This window comes from Dyadobacter sp. NIV53 (assembly GCF_019711195.1).
In the GTDB taxonomy this organism is placed as follows: domain Bacteria; phylum Bacteroidota; class Bacteroidia; order Cytophagales; family Spirosomataceae; genus Dyadobacter.
On the sequence record NZ_CP081299.1, the window covers coordinates 467273 to 487792 of the forward strand.

At 41.9% G+C, this 20520-nt stretch carries 15 protein-coding genes; 8 read left to right on the top strand and 7 right to left on the bottom strand.

Features of this window, described 5'->3' with window-relative positions:
- Positions 1-40 precede the first annotated feature (40 nt).
- Positions 41-1759, top strand: coding sequence for a DUF4157 domain-containing protein (locus KZC02_RS01895; protein WP_221392548.1), 1719 nt, complete (start codon positions 41-43; stop codon positions 1757-1759).
- A gap of 52 nt (positions 1760-1811) precedes the next feature.
- Positions 1812-3113, top strand: coding sequence for an ATP-binding protein (locus tag KZC02_RS01900; protein WP_221392549.1), 1302 nt, complete (start codon positions 1812-1814; stop codon positions 3111-3113).
- Positions 3114-3145: 32 nt separating this feature from the next.
- Here KZC02_RS01900 and KZC02_RS32790 read toward each other — a convergent pair whose 3' ends face one another.
- The 3 genes from KZC02_RS32790 to KZC02_RS01910 form a co-directional block, all read right to left on the bottom strand.
- Positions 3146-5482: a T9SS type A sorting domain-containing protein gene (locus KZC02_RS32790; protein WP_310590464.1), complete on the bottom strand. Its 2337-nt coding sequence runs from the start codon at positions 5480-5482 to the stop codon at positions 3146-3148.
- 20 nt (positions 5483-5502) lie between these two features.
- Positions 5503-7374 carry a M4 family metallopeptidase gene (locus KZC02_RS01905; protein ID WP_221392550.1) on the bottom strand — a complete coding sequence of 624 codons (1872 nt, stop codon included), beginning with the start codon at positions 7372-7374 and terminating at the stop codon, positions 5503-5505.
- A 523-nt stretch (positions 7375-7897) separates the two neighbouring features.
- Positions 7898-10975, bottom strand: a complete 3078-nt coding sequence (locus tag KZC02_RS01910; protein ID WP_221392551.1) for an OmpL47-type beta-barrel domain-containing protein — start codon at positions 10973-10975, stop codon at positions 7898-7900.
- Positions 10976-11224: 249 nt separating this feature from the next.
- On the opposite strand from KZC02_RS01910, the gene KZC02_RS01915 reads away from it, so the two are divergent.
- Positions 11225-14386: a CHAT domain-containing protein gene (locus tag KZC02_RS01915; RefSeq protein ID WP_221392552.1), complete on the top strand. Its 3162-nt coding sequence runs from the start codon at positions 11225-11227 to the stop codon at positions 14384-14386.
- A 66-nt stretch (positions 14387-14452) separates the two neighbouring features.
- Here the strand turns inward: KZC02_RS01915 and KZC02_RS01920 are convergent, their stop codons facing one another.
- The 4 genes from KZC02_RS01920 to KZC02_RS01935 form a co-directional block, all read right to left on the bottom strand.
- Positions 14453-14656 (bottom strand): hypothetical protein, encoded by a 204-nt coding sequence (locus KZC02_RS01920; RefSeq protein ID WP_221392553.1) that lies wholly within the window; start codon positions 14654-14656, stop codon positions 14453-14455.
- Between the two features lie 160 nt (positions 14657-14816).
- The gene (locus KZC02_RS01925; RefSeq protein WP_221392554.1) at positions 14817-15389 is read right to left on the bottom strand and encodes a tol-pal system YbgF family protein; all 573 of its coding nucleotides are present in this window, start codon (positions 15387-15389) and stop codon (positions 14817-14819) included.
- Entirely contained in the window at positions 15281-15574 is a 294-nt protein-coding gene (locus KZC02_RS01930; RefSeq protein WP_221392555.1) for a hypothetical protein, read from the bottom strand. The genes KZC02_RS01925 and KZC02_RS01930 overlap by 109 nt, the downstream gene beginning before the upstream one ends.
- A 47-nt stretch (positions 15575-15621) precedes the next feature.
- Positions 15622-16218, bottom strand: coding sequence for an RNA polymerase sigma factor (locus KZC02_RS01935; protein ID WP_221392556.1), 597 nt, complete (start codon positions 16216-16218; stop codon positions 15622-15624).
- 222 nt (positions 16219-16440) lie between these two features.
- On the opposite strand from KZC02_RS01935, the gene KZC02_RS01940 reads away from it, so the two are divergent.
- The 5 genes from KZC02_RS01940 to KZC02_RS01960 all read left to right on the top strand — a co-directional run bounded on the left by KZC02_RS01940 (position 16441) and on the right by KZC02_RS01960 (position 20166).
- Positions 16441-16935, top strand: coding sequence for a hypothetical protein (locus KZC02_RS01940; RefSeq protein WP_221392557.1), 495 nt, complete (start codon positions 16441-16443; stop codon positions 16933-16935).
- Positions 16936-16956: 21 nt separating this feature from the next.
- Positions 16957-17475: a hypothetical protein gene (locus KZC02_RS01945; protein WP_221392558.1), complete on the top strand. Its 519-nt coding sequence runs from the start codon at positions 16957-16959 to the stop codon at positions 17473-17475.
- 10 nt (positions 17476-17485) lie between these two features.
- A complete protein-coding gene (locus tag KZC02_RS01950) occupies positions 17486-18421 on the top strand; it encodes an HTTM domain-containing protein (protein ID WP_221392559.1) in 936 nt (311 codons plus the stop codon).
- A 225-nt stretch (positions 18422-18646) separates the two neighbouring features.
- Positions 18647-19051: a hypothetical protein gene (locus KZC02_RS01955; protein ID WP_221392560.1), complete on the top strand. Its 405-nt coding sequence runs from the start codon at positions 18647-18649 to the stop codon at positions 19049-19051.
- Between the two features lie 149 nt (positions 19052-19200).
- Positions 19201-20166 carry a porin family protein gene (locus KZC02_RS01960; protein ID WP_221392561.1) on the top strand — a complete coding sequence of 322 codons (966 nt, stop codon included), beginning with the start codon at positions 19201-19203 and terminating at the stop codon, positions 20164-20166.
- The last annotated feature ends 354 nt before the right edge of the window (positions 20167-20520 follow it).

Sequence of the window (20520 nt, forward strand, 5' to 3'; positions counted from 1 at the left end):
TTTTAGTTACTTTTTGCAAAGAGTTAATTCAATTAGATCCATGAAATCATTAGCTCAAAACAAATTATCGCCGGAATCATCCAAACAAACTTTATCTGTAAACAGGTCTAAGTCTTCTTTCTTCTCGCCTCTCATACAGCCGAAGCTTACCATTGGCTCACCGAATGATATATATGAACGGGAAGCCGATGCTGTGGCTGATAAAGTGATGCGTATGTCCGATAGCAGTCAGCAGCCGGTTATGTCTCAAACAGCCGGAATGATTTCGCGAAAATGTGCTGCCTGTGAGGAAGAGGAAAAACATTTACAGAAAAAAGGTGCCGGCGATATGGCTGGTGAAGCTGCTCCGGGAATTGTAAATGACGTAATCAATTCGGGTGGCGGTAATAGCCTTGATACAAGTACCCGCAATTTTATGGAAAGCCGTTTTGGTCATAATTTTGCTGATGTAAGGGTTCATACCGGTAGTCAGGCGGCAGAATCTGCATCGGCCATTCAGGCAAAAGCTTATACATCCGGAAACCACGTTGTTTTCAATAACGGTGAATATGCACCACATACAAATGAAGGAAAATATTTGCTTGCCCATGAACTTACACATGTAGTACAGCAGGGCGCCTCACAAAGAAAAATCCAGAGGAGCTGCGGAGCCAGGGAAATAGGCAGTCCTGCCGGTTGTATTGGAAATTCCATGCCTGTTCCTGAAAGGCCACGTTATTTGTTTGATGTTTCCTGTGATAATTTCGCCACAGGAAATGAGCTTGATCTGCGTGTCGACGCGGAATCGATTTTACCAAATGAACTTGTTGAAATCCACGGATTAGCCAGCGAAGAGGGAGACATTGATTTTAATCTGAACTTATCATGCGCAAGGGCACTTCGGGCTCAGGAGGTAATTCAGGATGTACTGAACCGGCGGGGAGTCACGGCACGCCTTGCTGTATTTAGTCACGGCCCTATTGAAGGAGGCAGAAGTATTAACCGGAGTGTTGCCATTGTACGGCCACATGCTCCTGAACCCGAACCAGGAACAGAACCGGAGCCTTCTCCTTCACTTTGCCTGTTTATGAATTATTCTGACGGCCATGATGAAACAAATGATTCTGATCATGACCTGGATAAGGCGCATCATAGCGGTGAACGTACATCCATTATAGTTGCTTACGACTATGTCGGTGGTGAAACCGGTGCCCTGATTGATTATAATGTTGGATTTTTTACGGGTACATCCGGTTATGCGACGGAAGACGATAATGCGCTCTACAATCATTTCATTTCTGGTGACGGATCGCGGATGAATTTTGATCCAAACACTGATATGTCGGCGATTGTTGGCCGTGAAAGTGCCTTCATTTCTTTTGCTGATTCGTTTGAATCAGCCATTTTAGCCTATATTGATGCACATGGCGGATCCCTTTGTGGGTTTGATGGTGACAGTTATATTAACTCTAATGAACCCGGATACCTCAACGACCAGTATTTCGTTTGGGCTGTACTGGGCGGATATGTAAGGCTGGAAGCATCGGTAGTACAAACTCCAACGGGCATTTCGGTCGTTTATCGTATTTTTGATCATTATGGTGCCGGTGTGAGTGATGCCGGCAGATGGGAATTACTGGGATTACCTGCCTTGTATTATTTACAACATTTTCACGGAAGCTGGGGAAGTGAATATACTCCTTACATCTGGTCGGTTGAAATTGCTAGGGATATGGACCGGCCCGTTCTGTATACTCCGGCTATGCCTGATATCCAATAAGAAGGAAATAAAACATTTTTTATTTTTTACAATCTGACTTAGAAGTTGATTTATGCTCCAATCCCTCCCAAAACTCCAGACACTTTTACGTCAGCTACTTCTGCTTCATTTTGGACGGGAATTGGACAAAAATGCGGAGACAAGCTTTTCTTTTGCAGGACTGTTCAGTAAAGAACTGGGAAAATCAACTACTGATGCGGAGGCACTGATATTGCTTATGGCTTTGGTACCACACGCGTTACCCAATTTCTACGATACGATCATTCAGGAATTTCTGCCGCAGGGTGGAGAATTACCTGAATTTGGCGGAGTGAAAGGTTCGAATCACAGGGGAACTTTACCGACGGGCGAAACTATACAGTTTGTGCTTGCAGGCAATAATGTACAAATTCGTATTGAAGTACAGCAGTTTTTCTCGGAGCAGCACTGGTTTCATCATGAGCAAATCTTATATCTTGAATCGGTAAAAGAAGGCGAACCACGCATGAGCGGCAGGCTGGTACTGAATGATGAATTTGTGCAACTGTTGCTGACTGGCCAGCATGTATTGCCACGTTTCGGGCCCGAATTCCCGGCCCGCTCACTGCATACAACGATGCAATGGACAGATCTGGTAGTGTCAGCAGAAACCCACGTTCAGATTGAATTTGTTCGCATGTGGCTCGCACATCAACACGAACTGATGCAGGATTGGGAAATGCATCACCGCCTTAAACCTGGTTTCAAAACCTTGTTTTACGGACCGCCGGGTACAGGAAAAACACTGACGGCCACACTCTTCGGCAAAGAATTCGGTAAGCCGGTTTACAGGATCGACCTGTCGCAGGTTGTTTCAAAATATATTGGTGAAACAGAAAAAAACCTGGAAAAGATTTTTATCAAAGCCGAACACAAAGACTGGATATTATTTTTCGATGAAGCAGATGCGCTTTTTGGTAAACGAACTACCGTTCAATCCTCCCACGACCGCCATGCCAACCAGGAGGTAAGTTATCTTTTACAACGTCTGGAAGATTTTTCAGGATTGGTAATTCTAGCTTCTAATTTTAAGCATAATATTGACACTGCCTTTTTGCGCAGGTTCAACTCAATTATTTATTTCCCCGTGCCATCTTTTTCCGAACGTATCCAGCTTTGGAACAATAGTTTGCCAAAACAAGCGAAACTGGCAGAATCAAACGCTCTGGAATTCATTGCACGGCAGTACGAACTGAGCGGCGCCAATATTACCAATATCATGGCCTATGCTTCACTAGTCGCAATTTCTAATAAAAGCAACGAAATACAAACCGCCGATCTGATGGAAGGAATTGCACGTGAATATGCCAAAGAAGATAAAATGTTTATTCGTTGATCACAGCATACCACGGGTACGCAACAATATATCTATAATTTAAAAACAGATAAATGGAAATCTTTCTTTTCACCAATTTCCTGCTTTTCTGATAAAATGACCTTATAAATACCAGAAGGGAAATCATGCATATCTAATTTTAGGCTGCCATTTTTGCTCTTTACATTTTGTTTGGCAAAAACTTCCTGCCCAGCTGAGTTGATTACCCTTATATTCACTGCTTTGGTTTCATTATCAGGCAATTCTATCGTCAGTACCGATTGTACAGGGTTCGGGAAAAATTTCAGTTCATAACCGGATAGAGCATCAATAAAAATAATTCGGCTGTAAGTAAAAGTGCCATCAGAATCAACTTGTTTCAGACGGTAATAGCTGATGCCTTCCGGAAATCCTGTATCTGTAAATTTGTAATGATTTTCAGCAGCTGAATTACCAACACCTTCCACCCTGCCTGCCAGTTTGAAATCCCGCCCGTTCTTACTGCGCTCTATTACAAAATAGTCATTGTTTACTTCGGATGTAGTCGTCCATGTAAGGAGATTTCCTTCTGTACTGTGTTTGCCTTCAAAGCTTACAAGCGTTACCGGAAGCGGCCCGTTGGGCGGTGCATCAGAAAGTCCGAATCCTGAAAAACCGGAATGAAAAATAGAGGTAAAGGAATAATCCGAACCAAACTGATTGCTTACGACCGATTCTGCAACGGAAGAAGCCGGATTGTTGCTGGTAGTAATTCCCCCCAGGCTTTTCCCCATTGACCTGATCAATGTACCATTAAATTTCGGCAGCTCTGATGCTTTGTAATAAAGTGTGATTTCGTAATTACCCGATGGATTATTATAGGTTGGTGTCACCTTAAATGTCTTATTTGTAATGTGATAGGAACCGATCCACTTCGTTGTATCCTGCCCTATCCTGTCAATGGCAACTGTGGTGCAGCCATAATCATGATCCGTCAGATTATGGATCTGAGCCATTAAATTTTTAGTATCCGGATCATAAAAATATGCCGTACCATGAGGCCCGAGATACTGTGCATCCGGAACAGCAGTTATTTTACTTTCTACCTGGGTTGAATTTTCCGCCGTAATTTTGATATTGTCAACAGCCCACCAGTAATCGTTGTTGGCAATGTACCTGAAACGGATTTTCATAGCCGGATTAGCATAAGTCACAGGTATAGTTATGTTTCTAACCGCCGGCTCATCCCACGAGCCCGATGTACCGGTAGATTGGGATTGGGTGAGCAGATTGTGCCAGTGGCTTCCATCCCAGACATCTACCATTCCTTTTTCCCTGAAACCCGAAGGATAAACATAGAAGAACTCAATAAAAGAAAGCTTGATGCTGGACATGCCAACGGTATTAAAAGTACCCGATTCCACCACCTTATCCATAGCCACACGACCAGCTGCATAACTGTCGATCATGAGAAGCGGGCTTCCTCCCGGATCCAGGGAAACGTCAGGATTTTGTACTACACCCCATGAATCCGGAAAAGATTCTTCACCAATGATAAACCAGTCAGCCGGCAGCAAACCCAGATTAAAATCTTCAAACATCATTTCTGTCTTTGTAGAGCCTGGCAGAAAATCATTATCCGTTATAGTGAGTTTATGTTCCTGATTGTAAGATTCCGGTTTGGCATCGCCTGTTGTCGACAAGTTATATGACAATACCACAGTTTCATTTCCTTCCACGTACGCATCGTTGTATATACGGATTTCTACATCCTGTGACAACGCACCTTCCTGCAGAACAAAGGATGCAGGTGCAAAACTGTAATCAGCCGTAACGCCTTCGGTTGCAGTACCGGTTGGTGGATTGAAGGTTACTGTAACAGGTGCAGACGGGGCTTTGTTAATTTTAACCGTAACTGTTTTTTGAACATACCTGAGGCATTCGTTTGATCCGGCCTCAGTTGTATCCGCTTCACCTTCGTTAATCGAGGTCGAATTTGTAACAAACTGAACTGTTGGCAAAGAACATGAATAAACGCGTACGTCATCAATATACCAGCCATCCAAACCTACACAACCATCAGTACCCAGATCCCAGCGAAACTGTATGTTTTGTCCGGCTTCTAACCCCAGCGAAGAAAGATCCACACGGCTTTGTCCCCAGCTGCTGACAACCGCCCCCTCATCAATTCCTGAAAAGGTCGGCTGGCCCTGTAACGGATTTGCCCCTTCCTGGTTAGTATTGTTTATAGTTCTGTTGTATCCATTTGCAATAAAGGCCGAAGCTGGCAGCAGAGCCCATTCGCCGTTATTGATCCTGAACTTAATATTTCCTCCATCGTACGGTGCTTCAATCGCTATAAAATGATCAAACGCCATACTAAATGGGCCGGAAGCACCAGGCGGGATCATAATAACCGGACTTTCCAGGCTTATAACGCCGTTTTGAAAATCAACACCGCAATCTCCTCCGGTATAATCAACTCCATAAACAACGTTGCCGGTTCTTCCTCCGGGAGCGGTAGCATCCAGCACCCAGTTACGGGGTGTCCAAGTGCCTTTACTACCCGCATTTCCCACTTTCCAATTTGCCATTCCGGCTTCAAAATCTTCATAAAAAAAGAATTTGTACGTGATCCACCGATGCAAATGGCAGCCAGAGGTTGAAGTATAGTCTGAAAATTGCAATTATTATTGGTTCTCAATTCAACCGCTGCAATTACTTTGGACAATTCGCGTGCATCATCGGCAGTAATCACTTCCCCGGATAATCCGCCGGGAATTAAATCAGTAGACAGTCTATTAAGACCTACCCCCATCAGATCAGCCAATGAGGCTTCCAGGATATCAGCCTGCGCGGCAAAATCGGTAGTTTTCGTCATATAATTCGCCTGTGCATGCCAGAAAATATGGGCAGCTTTGGTGAGTCCGAGCCCTCTGATAGTTTGTCCGTTATATTGCCCTCCATCGACGAGCAACGCATATGCATGGTTCAGGACACCGGAGTTGACATGTACACCGCCATCCCTTGTCGAAGCACACCAGTATAAAGGGTCAGTAATTTTCCCAGGAGCCGATTTGCAGTTAGGGTTCCACATATCCCGCCCGCTTGCTTCAAATTCAAATGATTTTTCACCTACTTCCCATCGGGCCGAACTTCCGCAATCGGTTCTTAATTCGCTGCTTTCATCTTCGTCCATGAAACGATTGAGCTGATCAACCGTTTCGCCCCAGATGTCGGAATAGGATTCGTTGATCGCACCCGGCTGCCATGCATATACCAGTCCGCTTGTGTACTCGGTGTAAGCATGTGCCCATTCATGAGCTACAATGTCATCGGAAGCGATACCTGTACAAAAATTTGTTACAACGCCGTTCCAGTTTGCATCCGGACAATCAATATTCGGACTGTTATTAATGGTAATCATTGGTGCATCCCCATTATTATAGGAAGTATGGCCAAATGCATTTTTCATTAAATTATAAATGTGCCCGGCAGATTTCACCTCCGATTCCTGCCACTCATCCAGCGTTCCCGGCAGCGGGTCGCCTTCTTCCCACGTTTTGTTTCCGGGTTCAGTATCTTCTTCGTATAACGTGCGATGGATCTGATGCATACCTGTAAATTGTTCAATCAGGGCTTTTGAGTGTGCATCTATGTATAAAAACTCACGAATATCTGCATCGTTACGTACTTCGATTTCGTACACCAGATACTTGACGCCCTGATAACCTTGCGCCAGGCCCTTCTGAAATACGTACAAAGTAGATTTGATCACTTTCAAAGGGATTTTAAAATTGGCATGCCTTTGCCCGGTCACCAGCCTGATCGCCTCATCAGCCGCTTCTTTCATAGAAACAGCGGGAATAGTGTTCAGTTTAGTGACTGGTATAAAATTGCCGTTCAGGGAGGAAAGCCCGGCACTTTTACCAAAATGAAATTTTAAAATACCTTCAAAAACCGGTACACCCTGAAAATATTGCTGTACCTCCACGTGCTCCAGCCCATAGCCATCCTTTTTGCTTGCTTTCGTGACATAGGTATCCCTGTCTGGATGAAGGCCAAACAATCCTGCATTTTTTTTCAGAAAGAAACGGGTTTTTTCCTCCGGTGTAGCACCCGTAAGCTGTAAGGATCGTCCGACTGGAAACCGTAAAAAGCTTAATGAATTAGTTGCTTTATCAATGGTAGGAACGGCGCCGGTCTTGGCAGCAAACGCATTAATCTCATCTTTAGCAATATCTCCGGCAAAAGAAGCCGCGTTGCATATAAGAAGTAAGAGGGTAAATATTTTCCATTTCATAAGTTTAGTGTGAAGGTTCCTGTATAACGTTAACTTCAAATTAGTTGTAAAAACTGTTCCAATTACATACTTTTTTACAACCGGGAAATAAAATTTAATGGCCAATTTTTAGCTTATAGCTTCGCAGCATGCAATTGTTACCGCTCATTATATTTTACGGGCATAAATAAAAATAAGTACTTAATTATAAAACGCCAAGTGTTTTTGAAATCCTTATTATCCGGTGGGTAAGGCAGTTACATACCTGGTGCGTAAATTTTGCACAATATTTACTTTGGAATTGAAATGAGTGAGTGACATGAGAATTGTTGAGCTGATTAACCTTGTGTTATAAATGAAAGGTAGGTTAATTTTAAATAAAAAAAGTAAAAATCATTGCCGGACGAAATAAAATTGAAATAGCCGGATATTCTGAAATGACCCGATTAGGAATCAATTCAAAACACCCGGCTACAAACAAAATTAAAATTTATGGTCGTACGTGGTTATTAGATTTTAATGGCTCGTTAGTGAGCGGCAGAAATTATTCCACCAGCAGTCGGGAGCGAACTATGCCTGATTTGGACTCCGTATTCAGAATGTAAATACCTCTGCTCAGGCGATTTTTAAGTTTTAATTTTAAACTGGCACTTCCCGATTGGTCTGTTACAAACTTTTCAGAATGCAATTTCCTGTCCGACATATTTGAAGTGACCGAAATTGTTATTTCTTCATTTGTTCCAAAATCAGTGGCAGTCAGCAAAATGTCATTTCCTGAGCTTGGATTAGGATAAACCAGTATTTTACCAATAGGTGTTTCTTCTTCGGCAACTCTCAGATTCGCTTCAGATGCAGCAGTCAGGTCAGAACTAATTGCCGCAACTGTTTCTGGCTTGATATTTTCTATATAATAAATACCATCCTGGTAATCATAATTGGTGTAAGTATTACCCAGATAATCTACATTGATAAAATAGGCATTTGGTACGATATTTCCTTCACTGTCAACTACTTTCAATATCCTCAAACCGATCAGCTTGCCATAATTCTGGGTTCTGTCCGATGATGAAGTATTGATAGCCAGGCGGAAAGCACCAGTCGGATTAAAAGTCCCCATTGCCGGTGCAGTCGACGAACTGAGCAAACGGGGTAACAATGATTGGGAATCGAGGTAATTATGTGCGAACAATGACTGTACAACAGTTGAGCCCTTGGCAACATATTTAATGGTATCAACCAGTGCAGTAGAGCAGCATCCATGGTAAGAAGCCATCTGATACACCGTTACAGGTTTGCTGTTATCCGCTTTTACAAAATAAGCAGCTGCTATTTCGCTGGAATTTGGCATGATCGTTTTACCTTTTACCGTACCGTCGTTGGCATTGTAACCAACTATGGATTTGAATCCGAATGCACTGATAATTTCCTGTGCATAAGGCTCGTAGTTACCCTCTCCCTGTCTTTGCCATATACCGCGCAGCATCACTTTTTTAGCAGGAGAAGTTGCGTCATTGCTGACAATAGTAAGGGTATCGCTGAAAGTTACAATCCGGGCTGTAAAGTTCCTTGCCATAAACTGAACTGTTACGTCAGCATAAGCTCCTGCATTAATTGTGATTGGCAGGCTTGGCGAAGTATTTCCATTTACCGATAAAATTTTCCAAGCTGAAGAATTCGACAAGGTCAGGTTCCGCACTGTCAGGTTTTCATTTCCAGTGCTGTTAATCCGCAGCGTTACTTTATCATGGTTTGCGTTATATTCAGTCGTTACAGGTGATGTCCTTCTCCATGGAGTATTAATATAGGAAAAAACAAGCTGGTCGTCAGCCGGAAAGAGGTTCATATTTTTCAGAACCATACCAGCCAAACTTACCGAACCAACAACGCTGAAATTATAAGTACCCGTTGTTGTAGTATTGTTATTGCCATCAACCGCTTTAACTTTCAACGCGTAAGCGCCAGAAGCAGTGAGGGTAAATGGAGCAGTATAATTTATATATGTTCCGTTATTAATCGAATACTGTAAAGAAGCAAGGCCAGAAGCACCAACGTCCGAAGCAGTAAGCAAAACCTGTACCTGATTTGAATAAATATTTGCAGATTTAAGCGTACCTACAAATCTTGCACCAGCAGTCGGTGCTGATGCGTCTGTTATAGCGGTTGCCTGGCTGATATTAATAAAATTGATTTTGGTATGGTCTCCTCCCGCCGCATCAACAGTTAATTTGCCATCGCTAACAGTTACAGTTGCTGTCGAAATACGAAATTTACCAGCCATAGTGGCAATAAAATCGGTGATCGTGGGAAGGCCTTCTACATTTACCTGATGATCGCTGTCGATAAAATTAAAATCTCCTGCACTGACCGTAACCCGGTAAGAACCATTGGGAACTACATATTCCCAGCTTCCTGGTACCTGTCCGCCTGTATTGTTTTGCATTTCAACGTGTGAAAGTTGCCTTGCATCAGCCGTTCCGGTGCGTTGGCGCATATTGGCTTTAAGGTCAACAGGAAGTTTGGTAGTCGGGCTGATCCAGCCAAATTTACGGGAAGCGTCAAAAGCAAGGCCATTATCAGATGTATATCCTGAAAGTGCTGCACTGCTTTGCGGCCTGAAACTGATATTAACTGTTTGGAATGAGGGTGCAACAACCGTTAAATCTTTTACTGCAAAGTCATCAAAAGTATAGGTATCTATTACAGTGCCATTGCGGTAAGTTGCAAAAATCCCAGCATAGGAATTTCCACCGGTAATATTCATTGCACTGATATCAAGCCCGGTTGCAGAATATCCGGTTCCTACATTGATAAAAGTAGTACCACCATCAATTGAATAAAATCCGTTTACAGTTCCGGCAACCGAATCGATCACCATTCTGAGCTGTACCGTTTTGGAGTTGAGTCCGCTTACAACTGCCGTAATGCGCTGATCGGGATTAGAAGTTCCCGCCGTGGTACTGCTGATGTCGTTACGTTCTTTTCTTAACTCTACTTTATTGGCACTAATACCAAGCTTAATAAACGTTTTATCATGAAGGCCGTACCAAAGACCGGCCTGTTGTGATTGAGCTTTGTTAACAGGATTGATCACTTTTACTTCCATCTGCAGGTTTTTGACTGCGGCGGTTTTGACACCAAGTAAGTTGATCTGATTGTTATTGGTCTGGAAATCTATGCCTTTATTAGTGACTAACTGCAAACGACCGCCGGTTAACGTAATTTTCGATGGCTCATAACCTGGTACACTCGTATTAGCAGGCTGTCCGTCAGCCGATAACCTGGTTCCTGAATAAGTATTAACTGTTGTAAAACCGGTTCCTGCACCGTTTTTATCCGGCAACGTGTTGGCAACTGGATCAGTAAATGTTAATGTATAAGGAAGGCCGACCTGCAAATCCGAGCAAGGTAGAGTACTCACTGGTGAACAGCCATCTGCCAATACAGTTTTGTAATTGCTATGGTTGAGAACTTTATTATCGCTTTTATTACCTCCTTTAAGTAGTAATCCACCCAAAGGACCGCTTGTGGCAGAATTAGTAAAAAAACAAGATAAGATTAAGATGAAGTATGCGTAACGAATTGTAATTTTCAGGGAAAGCCCTTTATGAGTAAATTTGATCATGAGTTGCTATTTTGGCACAAGCGAGTAACAAAAATGGCTAATAAATCATTGCCCTTATTTGGTATTTTAATAAGACGTCCAAATTGGCAAACCAAACGGACATTGCTTTAGTAAAAGTACTTTATTTATATAGTTAACATCTCCGCATTTTTCGTTTAGCCTGCTACGTTAAATAAGTGCTTCTTGCCGATCCCTATCATAAATATTACTTTTGCAGCTGTTTTTATAAATATTCTTATCAGATATTTTATGAAAAAATATAGCAATTTTGTTTGGCTGGCCACAGGTTTATTTACTCTGATCCTTTTTTCTCTTTGCTATATTAATTACCGAAAGGACAGCTTTCATTTGGCAAAAAACAATATTCCGCCGTTAATACCTGTTGTGGAACCTCCCTTCAAAGACGCTTATCTCCACCTTGCCGATTCATTACGCAGTGCCGGTAACTTCGACAGCGCTTTCTACCATTACCGGAAGGCTGTCAGTTATTATAAAAAGACAGGTAACAAAAAAGGTTATGTGTGGGCACTGAACACGGTTGGAAATACCGGAATCAGGAGTAATCGCCTTGAACCTGCGTTTGAAGCTTTACAGGAAGCCCTAGAATTCGGGACTGCAAAATTAGGGCCGAACCACAGATTTACGGGCAATACTTATTACTATCTCGGAGAATATTATTATACAAAAGAAGAACCCGAAAAAGCACTGGAAGCCCACTATAAGGCTTTAAAAATCAGGCATTATTTGTTTGGACAAGACAGCAAACTGGTGGCTGACAGTTACCAGCAGATCGCACAGGTATATCAGTATCTGCTTTTCAATTATGCCAAGGCAGAAGCATGCCTGGATACTGTTTTGTCGATCACGGAAAAATTCCCGGATAAAGATCTGGCCGAAATAGCCGGCTTGTATTATGATCTTGCGGCAATTAACCGCTTAAAAGGGGATCCGGATAAAGCACTTTTGTATGCCAATCAATATTTGCTGGCTGCGCAAAAGCTTAAAGATCCGCAAACTCTGGAAATGGCATACAGCATATTGGGTGGTATTTATAATTCCCGCTCCGATTTTCCCAATACAATTTTACATTTAAAAAAGGCAGTCAGGCTGAACCGTGAATATAGCAGCAGAAACAACACGCACAACAATCTGGCTTATTATTACAACGATCTGGGCAGCGCTTACCAGCAAATAAAACGGTATGAGCAGGCAAAATATTATTTAAGAAAAGCGCTGAAAATATCATCCGATAAAAATACCGCTGACTCACTCGTTGTTTCCAATAGTTATGCATCTCTGGGCACTATCTGCATGCAGCTTATTCTATTTGATTCAGCCAGTTACTATTACCAGAAATGCCTGCAAATCAGACTGGCCCATTTTGGAAAAAAGCATTATAAAACTGCGCTGGCATACAAAAATCTCGGAGATTTATTTCTTCTGCAAAAACAAACGGATCAGGCACTTATTTATTTTCAGCAGGCCATTATAGCCGGTGTTCCTGATTTTAACCGGATTCAGCTGAATGCAAATCCAACTGTCGCGTTGATTGGCACCAGATATTACCTCTATGAAATACTAAGCCAGAAGGCTGTGGCATTCAAACAGCGTTATCTGATTGATAAAGAGGACTTATCTGATCTTGAACAATCGCTTGCCTGTTACCAGGTCACTGACACGCTAATGGACAAATATGCGCAAATTTATGATTTGGAAAATTCCAGGCTCCTGCTTGCGAAGAATAGTAAGGTCATTTACGAACAGGCACTGGATTGCGTTTTTTTGTTAAGCCAAACAGAAAAAAATGATGATTTTCATACCTGTGCATTTCACTTTATGGAAAAAAGCAAAAGCCAGATTTTACTACAAAATTTAAGAAAAGCAGAAGAACTGAATGAAACCGGTGTTCCCGATAGCGTGATCAACTTTGAAAAAACTTTGCGGTTTCAAATGGATCATTATCAGCAGCAATTGGAAACAGCAATGAATAAGTCCAAATATAATGAAGATCAGGTTCAGAAAATCAGGGCGAAAATCCTTGATATTTCTTTGCAAAATGAAAAGCTGGAAAAGGTGCTGGAAAGGGATTTCCCTAATTTATTTCATTACAGGTATGCCAACGAAACAGTACGATTGCCCGATGTTAAGAAAGATCTTAAAAATAGCTCCAAACAATTGCTGGCGTATTTTTGGGGAGACAGTTGCATTTATGCGTTGGGTATTACGGATGCAAAAACAAGGCTAATCCGGATTAGGCGTACCGGGAATTTTAACCGGATCTTTAACGATTTCCTTCAGAGTTTTACAACAGTTCCAACCGGAACGGCGGATAAAATGGGAGAACAAACCGCTTTTACACAATACGTTAAACGAGCCAATACGTTGTTTAACATATTGATCAGACCCGTTTTACCAGCCGATTTTCGGTCCGACAATAATTTAACGGCCTATCCGGACAATGAACTGATCATCATTCCGGATGGGCCGCTGGCTTATCTGCCATTTAATGCGCTCATTTCCAGGCTTCCTGATTCGCATGAAATCAATTACCGGGATCTCTCCTATTTACTTTACCAGTTCAGGAGCAGCAGTGCTTATTCGGCTACATTACTAAAACACAATTTACGTTCGTTAAAGAAAATACAGCCAAAAGTACTGGCGTTTGCTTTTTCAAGTATACCTCAGAATTTAGAACAAAGTAATTTCAGGACAGAGGTTAATAACATTCCGGGATCAGGCCGGGAGCTCGATGCCATTGCCGGCTTAATGAAAGGTAAATTTTTAAAAGGAAAAGATGCCACGGAGAGCAAATTCAAACAATATGCTTCTGATTATGACATTCTGCACCTGGCTATTCATGGCAACGCAGGAAAAGAAAATCAGTATGAAAGCAGGCTCAATTTTAATCTTTCAGGGAGTAAAGGTGATGATGGTTATTTATATGCCCACGAATTGTACAGTCTCAGGTTAAAAGCCAGACTGGTTGTATTAAGTGCCTGTGAAACAGGAATTGGGAAATTTTATACAGGTGAAGGTGTATACAGTATAGCGCGGGGTTTTGCTTATGCAGGATGCCCGTCACTGATCATGAGTTTGTGGAAGGTTGACGACAATATCACCGCGGATCTGATGAAGGATTTTTATGAAGGTTTATCATCCGGACTTCCTGTCAATGAGTCTATGCAACTGGCTCAGCGCCACTTTTTACAGAACGAAGATGAACTGAATTGTAATCCGCGTTATTGGGGAGCCTTTATCCCTTTGGGCGATATGCGGCCGGTTCAAAGCGCCAATCCGGTATTTTTATTACCACTCATTGGCTTCCTTTCTTTAATAGGATTCCTGATTTTATTTGGCAGTAACCTGAGCCAAAAAATTATTCGTGGCTTTGAAAAACTCATTAGAAGTTAAATTTTTAAAAGCCATCCAAATTTTACAGATGGCTTTTAAATAAGTAATGTTTTGAAATACAGATTTTTAGCGGCCTGGTTTATCCTTTACGGGCGGTTTAGGCGTATCGGTTCCGTCGCGCCTGTAGTCCTCATTGGAACCACGTTTTGATTTAGCAGGCTCTTTGTCATTTTTTTCCTGTTTCTTTTTGCTAAAATCAAAAACCGGAAAGAAAGGGGCTTTTGGCAAAGTGAGATTTTTTCCTTTTAGATTATTCATTTGATTTGACATTTTATTAGATGTTTAAGTTGATTGTTATAATGGCTGTATTTACTTTCCTGAACGTTGCAGAGGTTTTTACGTTGGTATCGTATTGAGAAGGAGGTAAACAGGGAAATCCAAATAATTTTTCAATTATCCAGAAAATGACTAAAAATGAATGGTTTCTGATTTATATTTCTTTTAAAAGCAGATTAGCTTTTTCCGCGTAAGTGCCCGGTTGTTTTTTTAAAACCAGAAGAATTTCTTTGGCCTGATCCGTATTATTCTGCTTCAGGAAAACCAATGCAAGGTACCATTGCGCCTGCCTGTAAAATAAGCTTCCGGAATCGCGGGCCACTACGGTCAGGCTGCTTTCGGCTTTTTTCAAATCACCGGTTTCCAGATAAGCAATACCCAGGTAAAAACGCCAGTTCAGGCTTTTTTCCTGCTGTGTTATTTTTTCTAAAAGCGGTACAGCCTGTATGTAATTTCGGTTGTCGTAAGCCTGGATAGCAGCCTGTTCGGTGCTTAGTAATGAATCTCCTCGAACAACCGACGCCACTACGCTTCCCCGGTAAGGCTGGTAATATTTGGTAAACAATTTTTCAGGACCGGAAGATGATGAGAGCCAGAAATAACTGATACCAATCAGGATCATAGCAGCAATCGCGCCACCCCATCGCCATAGCGGCAGTACTTCCTTCGTTTTTTTGGAATCAATATCAATGGTAAAAACGGAAGTGTCTTTGCGTAATTCATGCAAATGGTCTTTGTAGCGGCCAAGCTTTTTTCAAGAACAATGCCTTTCATGAGCAGTTGATGCATTTTCACGTCCTGAAGCAGCGCTGCGTCATTTTCCATTTGCTGCTGAAAAAGCAAGTGTTGTTCAGGATTAAGCTTTTCATCAAGATAATCCTCTATCAGCTGGATTTTCTCTTCTTTATTCATTTTTTCTAAACCGCATCCGGGCCTTGTTTACTACTAAATTTTTACTTCTAACTCCATTTCAGCTGTGCTTCCACGCATTTCCGAAGTTCAGATAAACAACGGACTTTCTGACTTTTTACGACATCCTCATTTTTATAGCCAAGCAAACGCGCGATTTCTTTCATTGATTTTTTTTCAGCATAAAACATATCCAGAATGGATTGACAGGATCGCGATAAATCCCTTTTACAACTTACCACAACTTCCAGCCGCTGCTCTTCTTCATCGGCTTCCAAAGGCAGCATTTGTACATCTTCCAGTTTATTCAGCTCATTTTCCGGCTGATCGGAAGTAAGGTTGACCGTTTTCCCTTTCTTGAACTTATTGTAAATCATGTATTTACCAACGCTGAACAGGTAGCTTTTCAGATTGGCCTGAATATTATCGAGCTTACCAAGTGTTATTTTTTTGAACAATACCTCAAATGCATCCTGGTAAATATCTTCACTTTCACTGCGCGAAAGGCCATAACTTTTATAAACCCATTTTAAAAATCCTGATTTATGCGTTTTGTAGAACTGATCCAACATATTAAATTTTCCTTCACTCACTTCAGATATCAACTGCCGGTCCTGCTGACTCTGACTGAACGGCGCTTCATTCATGTTATCAGTATGGTTTTTTTTAGAAGGTAAACCAAAATTTGTATAACAAATTTAAAAAAGGCTACAAATCAAAAATAACAAAATCTTAATTTTTTACTCTTTCCCGCCATAAAATAAAATACAGCTGCAAACCGGTTTACCTCCTGTTTTTTCTGATACCAATGTGCAATTACAATTAACCGGGCATTAGCCTGTTCTTTTAACTTTTAAAAATTAAGTGTAATGAAAACAAAATCTCGTTTTGCTTTTGCAGGTGTCTGTATTCTCACGCTTGCATTGGGGATTTTTAGCTGTGATTCCCAAACGGACAGCATTGTACCGGAAGAAACAGCAAGTAGAAAAAGTGATTTTTCTGCACGACAGGAACCTGTCAAAACTTTTCAGCCAGAGGATATTGCGAATATCAAGAGGCTGTTACAAAGTTTGGATCCGGCTTCTTACCGCGTTGTGTTACCCGTTTTCGATTCCCGCCGAAGAACGGTAGGCTCCCAAACTTATGGAGGTTTCCCGATCACAGAAGTTCGTAGAATTGCCTCAGTACGGAATATTAAATATTCTGATTCGGGAAATCTTCAGGCAATTTTTCAGAATTGTAATGGTGGCGGTGCGGGTTCACACACAGAGTCCGGCTCGGGCGCAAAAGCCATCGATGTAGTATTCCAGATCGAAAAGATCACGCAGAATCTGGACAAAAACCAATATGTGCTGATCAAATAGCTGCAATAAAAATTGTTGAAAATGGACTTAAATCAAGCTTTTTCCCAAAACAACCTGACCAGCAAACAGATCGCAATAATTATCCTGGTTTTTTTTCACCTGGTTACGGTTGCGCTTTTTGTTTGGTCAGGTTCAGTCAGGAATTCGACCAATGACCTGGTGAGCCTGGGACGCAGTTACCTGAACCTGTCAGGTTCCTTCCGGGACTACGCCTATTTTGCGCCATCCATTGCGAATGACCTGAGGGCGGGTTTCCTGGTAGAGGATTTTGACAGAAAAACGTCTTTTATTGATTTTGTTTCAGATAACAAGGAAATCGGGTTTCGTTATAATTCTGTCATTGCATCCAGTATGGGAGGTGAAAAGCAACGTGACCTGCTCGCACAATCCTGGGCAGCTTTTATTTTGGGAAATCAGGCAAATGCCAAAAACGTAACCGTTGTTTCCCAGGCTTATATACTGCCATCCATGCAAGATTACCAAAACGGAAAACGGCCGGCATGGAAGACGATCTATCTGGGAAAATTTGAAAAGAAATAATTTCTGATTGATGAAAACGCTTATTTTAAGACCAGCACCTGTACAGGGTCTCTTTATTAGAAACAGCCTGTTAAAATTTATCGCCAATCCTGCCAATCCCTATCCGCTGGCTGTTTTACGCATAGCGATCAGCGTGATAGGGTTGGTTCAGCTGATAATTATATCTCCTTACCTCCTTCAGCTATACGGTAACTTTGGCTTTATACAATGGGCAATTTCCGAATCGCCTACCGATACTTGGCTGCCAAGCCTGGGCAAGCTGTGCCTTTTACTTTATCCACTCGGAGTTTCTTATAAGTTTTGTGTTTATGCTGTCTTCACCATCTACGGGCTCGGTTTGTGCGGATTATTGGTGGGCTGGCAAACACGGAAAGCAGCCATACTTGCGTGGCTGATGCATGGATTAACGGTTAACAGCGGATATTTTTCACTTTATGGCGTGGATACTATGCTTCATATCTGTCTTTTTTATGCTGTCTGGATGCCGGTGGGCAAAAGTTTCTCATTAGACAGGTATTTAAGCAAAAAAACGGTAAACCCGTCTTTCATTGCCAATTTATCCATTCGCGTATTGCAGATCCATTTATGTATTATCTATCTCGACGCGGGAATATCCAAAATGCAGGGCGTGCAGTGGTGGAATGGTGAAGCGATATGGCGGGCCATGATGCAGCCTCAATTTTCTGTTTTTGATATTTCATGGCTGGCACAATGGCCGTGGCTGGCAATGTTAATTTGCTGGGGAACACTGGTAATTGAGTTTGGTTATCCGTTTATGGTCTGGCCGGCTAAGACCCGGACGCTGTGGGTAATATTGACGCTGATGTTACATCTGGGAATTGGAGTATTTATGGGGTTATGGCTTTTTGCATTGATTATGATGGTACTCACTTTTTCTGCATTTGGTTATAATATTCTTGCCGGATATCTTAAATTACCTTACTGACTGCTATTAATCAAACCTTAATAATATATGACTTTCGGCACGGCTGAAAGTCTTTTTTTGCTGTTATCCTTCGCTGAACGACATCATCATTTTAAAAAAACCGCAGATCTTCTATTCTTTCTGTATTAACCGTGCGCATCATACGGCTGGAATGATTCTTATACGTAATGACGGTATCCACGCAGTGGTGAATTAGTAATTTTTAATTTTTATGAAAACAAGAATATGAAAACGCAGGCAATATTTTATACAGTCGGGATATCGTTTTTATCACTTACTTTATCCGCGCAAAAGATATCGAAGGATTCTATCCAGAGTCTGAACCAGCAAAAGGAAGCGATCGGGATCAGTGAGAAGATCAATGAGGATAAAACGAAACTAGCCAAACTTGAAAACGAACTGGCTGAAAAAACAACGCAGGTTGAAAAAACAACAGAAGCCGCTCAGAAATCGGCCGACAATAACAAAACCGCCGCAGGTGCTTTAATTAACAATGCGCAGGATGAAAAATTGGCTGACGAGGCAAAAAAAGCGGCACGCGAAGCAGCACGCGATTCCAAGGATGCAAGAAAAGCGGCTGACGACCAAGCTAATATTGAAAAAGAGATTGAATCACTGAGAAAAAAATAGCTGAAAATGAATCAAAATTAGGCCAGGCTCCTGCTACAACTGTTGCCGCTAAACAACCAGCAGATACGGCACAGAAAAATGAATCCGTAGAACCGGTTCAGCAAAGTATCCAGGCAAGTTCTGTTAAAAGTAACAATTCTGCACCTGATTTGACCAGTACGCAAAGCTCCATTACAAATGGCGGGAATACAATGGAAAGTGATGCAAACAGAGCTGCGATGACCAATGAGGTAACACAAAAAGTATTGGAATCGACATACAGGAATTATCCGCAGCAATCGTCACAGCCTACCATTATTATCAACAACATTGTTGTTCCGGCGGATTATAATCGTCCGAAAAATGCGGAACCTCAGCCTGCGCTTGTACAGCAATATTCAGGAAGAGACCGTGAAGATTATGAGGATTACAAAGCCTGGCTGAGACAAAGAGGAACACAAAAGGGAAATTCTCCGGCAGAATCTGTACATAATTCCACAGCGAAGCAGCAGAATGCTGTCGAAACAGGAACGGCTTCCGGTTCATCAGCACGTGAAAACAGGCTGACGTTAAAAGACAGGTTTGGCGAGCTTCCGGCCAGAAATTCAGGTATGTGGTTAATTCCAATGGTGGGTGTGCATGCTTCCGGTTTCGAAGCAAACTTTAAAGATAACGAAGCAGAAGGACGCACTGGCTGGAACGCCGGGCTGGATTTCCGTTTTCATATGAAAAGATTTTTTATCCAGCCGGGAGTGCATTATTTCAATTCATCGGTAAGGTTCACAAGCAAAGACAGTTTATCGGACGCTCCTCTTTTAGACGGGCCAAGATTACATTCGCTAAAAGCGCCGGTAATGATCGGTGTATATTTAACCAAGGCAAACAGCGGTTTTTTCAAATTCAATGTAAAAGCGGGTGCTGTTGCCAATTATGTTCTTGCAGTGGATAGAAACAGTGTTCCCCAGTACTCGAAAAAAAATATCAATGATTTTTCCTATGGCCTGAACGCAGGTCTTGGATTTGAATTCGGCCTGATTACACTGGACTTATCTCACGAGTGGGGAATCACAGACTTTTTTAAAGACAGCAACACAAAAAACAACGTATTACGTCTGACGTTAGGAGTCAAAATCTAGTCTGGCATTTACCTTTAGTTAGCTAATGTTTAAAGGTCTTGCCGCGGATGCACGAATGTTCACGAATTTAATTGTTTGTGCTATTTGTGTATCCGTGGCATTGTTATAGTTTCAGTACTGAAACGTGATGGATTTTAGTTTTGCCACGGATACACGGATGTTCACGAATTTAATTGTTTGTGCCATTCGTGTATCCGTGGCATTTTTATAGTTTCAGTACTGAAACGTGATGGATTTTAGTTTTGCCACGGATACACGGATGTTCACGAATTTAATTGTTTGTGACCATCCGTGTATCCGTGGCATTGTTTTAGTTTCAGCACAGAACTTGATGGATTTTAGTTTTGCCACGGA

Bases quoted from the DNA above. Each gene is read 5' to 3' on its own strand.
- KZC02_RS01895 (WP_221392548.1), top strand. From the start codon at position 41: ATGAAATCATTAGCTCAAAACAAATTATCGCCGGAATCATCCAAACAA.
- KZC02_RS01900 (WP_221392549.1), top strand. From the start codon at position 1,812: ATGCTCCAATCCCTCCCAAAACTCCAGACACTTTTACGTCAGCTACTT.
- KZC02_RS32790 (WP_310590464.1), bottom strand. From the start codon at position 5,482: ATGATCCCGCCTGGTGCTTCCGGCCCATTTAGTATGGCGTTTGATCAT.
- KZC02_RS01905 (WP_221392550.1), bottom strand. From the start codon at position 7,374: ATGAAATGGAAAATATTTACCCTCTTACTTCTTATATGCAACGCGGCT.
- KZC02_RS01910 (WP_221392551.1), bottom strand. From the start codon at position 10,975: ATGATCAAATTTACTCATAAAGGGCTTTCCCTGAAAATTACAATTCGT.
- KZC02_RS01915 (WP_221392552.1), top strand. From the start codon at position 11,225: ATGAAAAAATATAGCAATTTTGTTTGGCTGGCCACAGGTTTATTTACT.
- KZC02_RS01920 (WP_221392553.1), bottom strand. From the start codon at position 14,656: ATGTCAAATCAAATGAATAATCTAAAAGGAAAAAATCTCACTTTGCCA.
- KZC02_RS01930 (WP_221392555.1), bottom strand. From the start codon at position 15,574: ATGAATAAAGAAGAGAAAATCCAGCTGATAGAGGATTATCTTGATGAA.
- KZC02_RS01935 (WP_221392556.1), bottom strand. From the start codon at position 16,218: ATGAATGAAGCGCCGTTCAGTCAGAGTCAGCAGGACCGGCAGTTGATA.
- KZC02_RS01940 (WP_221392557.1), top strand. From the start codon at position 16,441: ATGAAAACAAAATCTCGTTTTGCTTTTGCAGGTGTCTGTATTCTCACG.
- KZC02_RS01945 (WP_221392558.1), top strand. From the start codon at position 16,957: ATGGACTTAAATCAAGCTTTTTCCCAAAACAACCTGACCAGCAAACAG.
- KZC02_RS01950 (WP_221392559.1), top strand. From the start codon at position 17,486: ATGAAAACGCTTATTTTAAGACCAGCACCTGTACAGGGTCTCTTTATT.
- KZC02_RS01955 (WP_221392560.1), top strand. From the start codon at position 18,647: ATGAAAACGCAGGCAATATTTTATACAGTCGGGATATCGTTTTTATCA.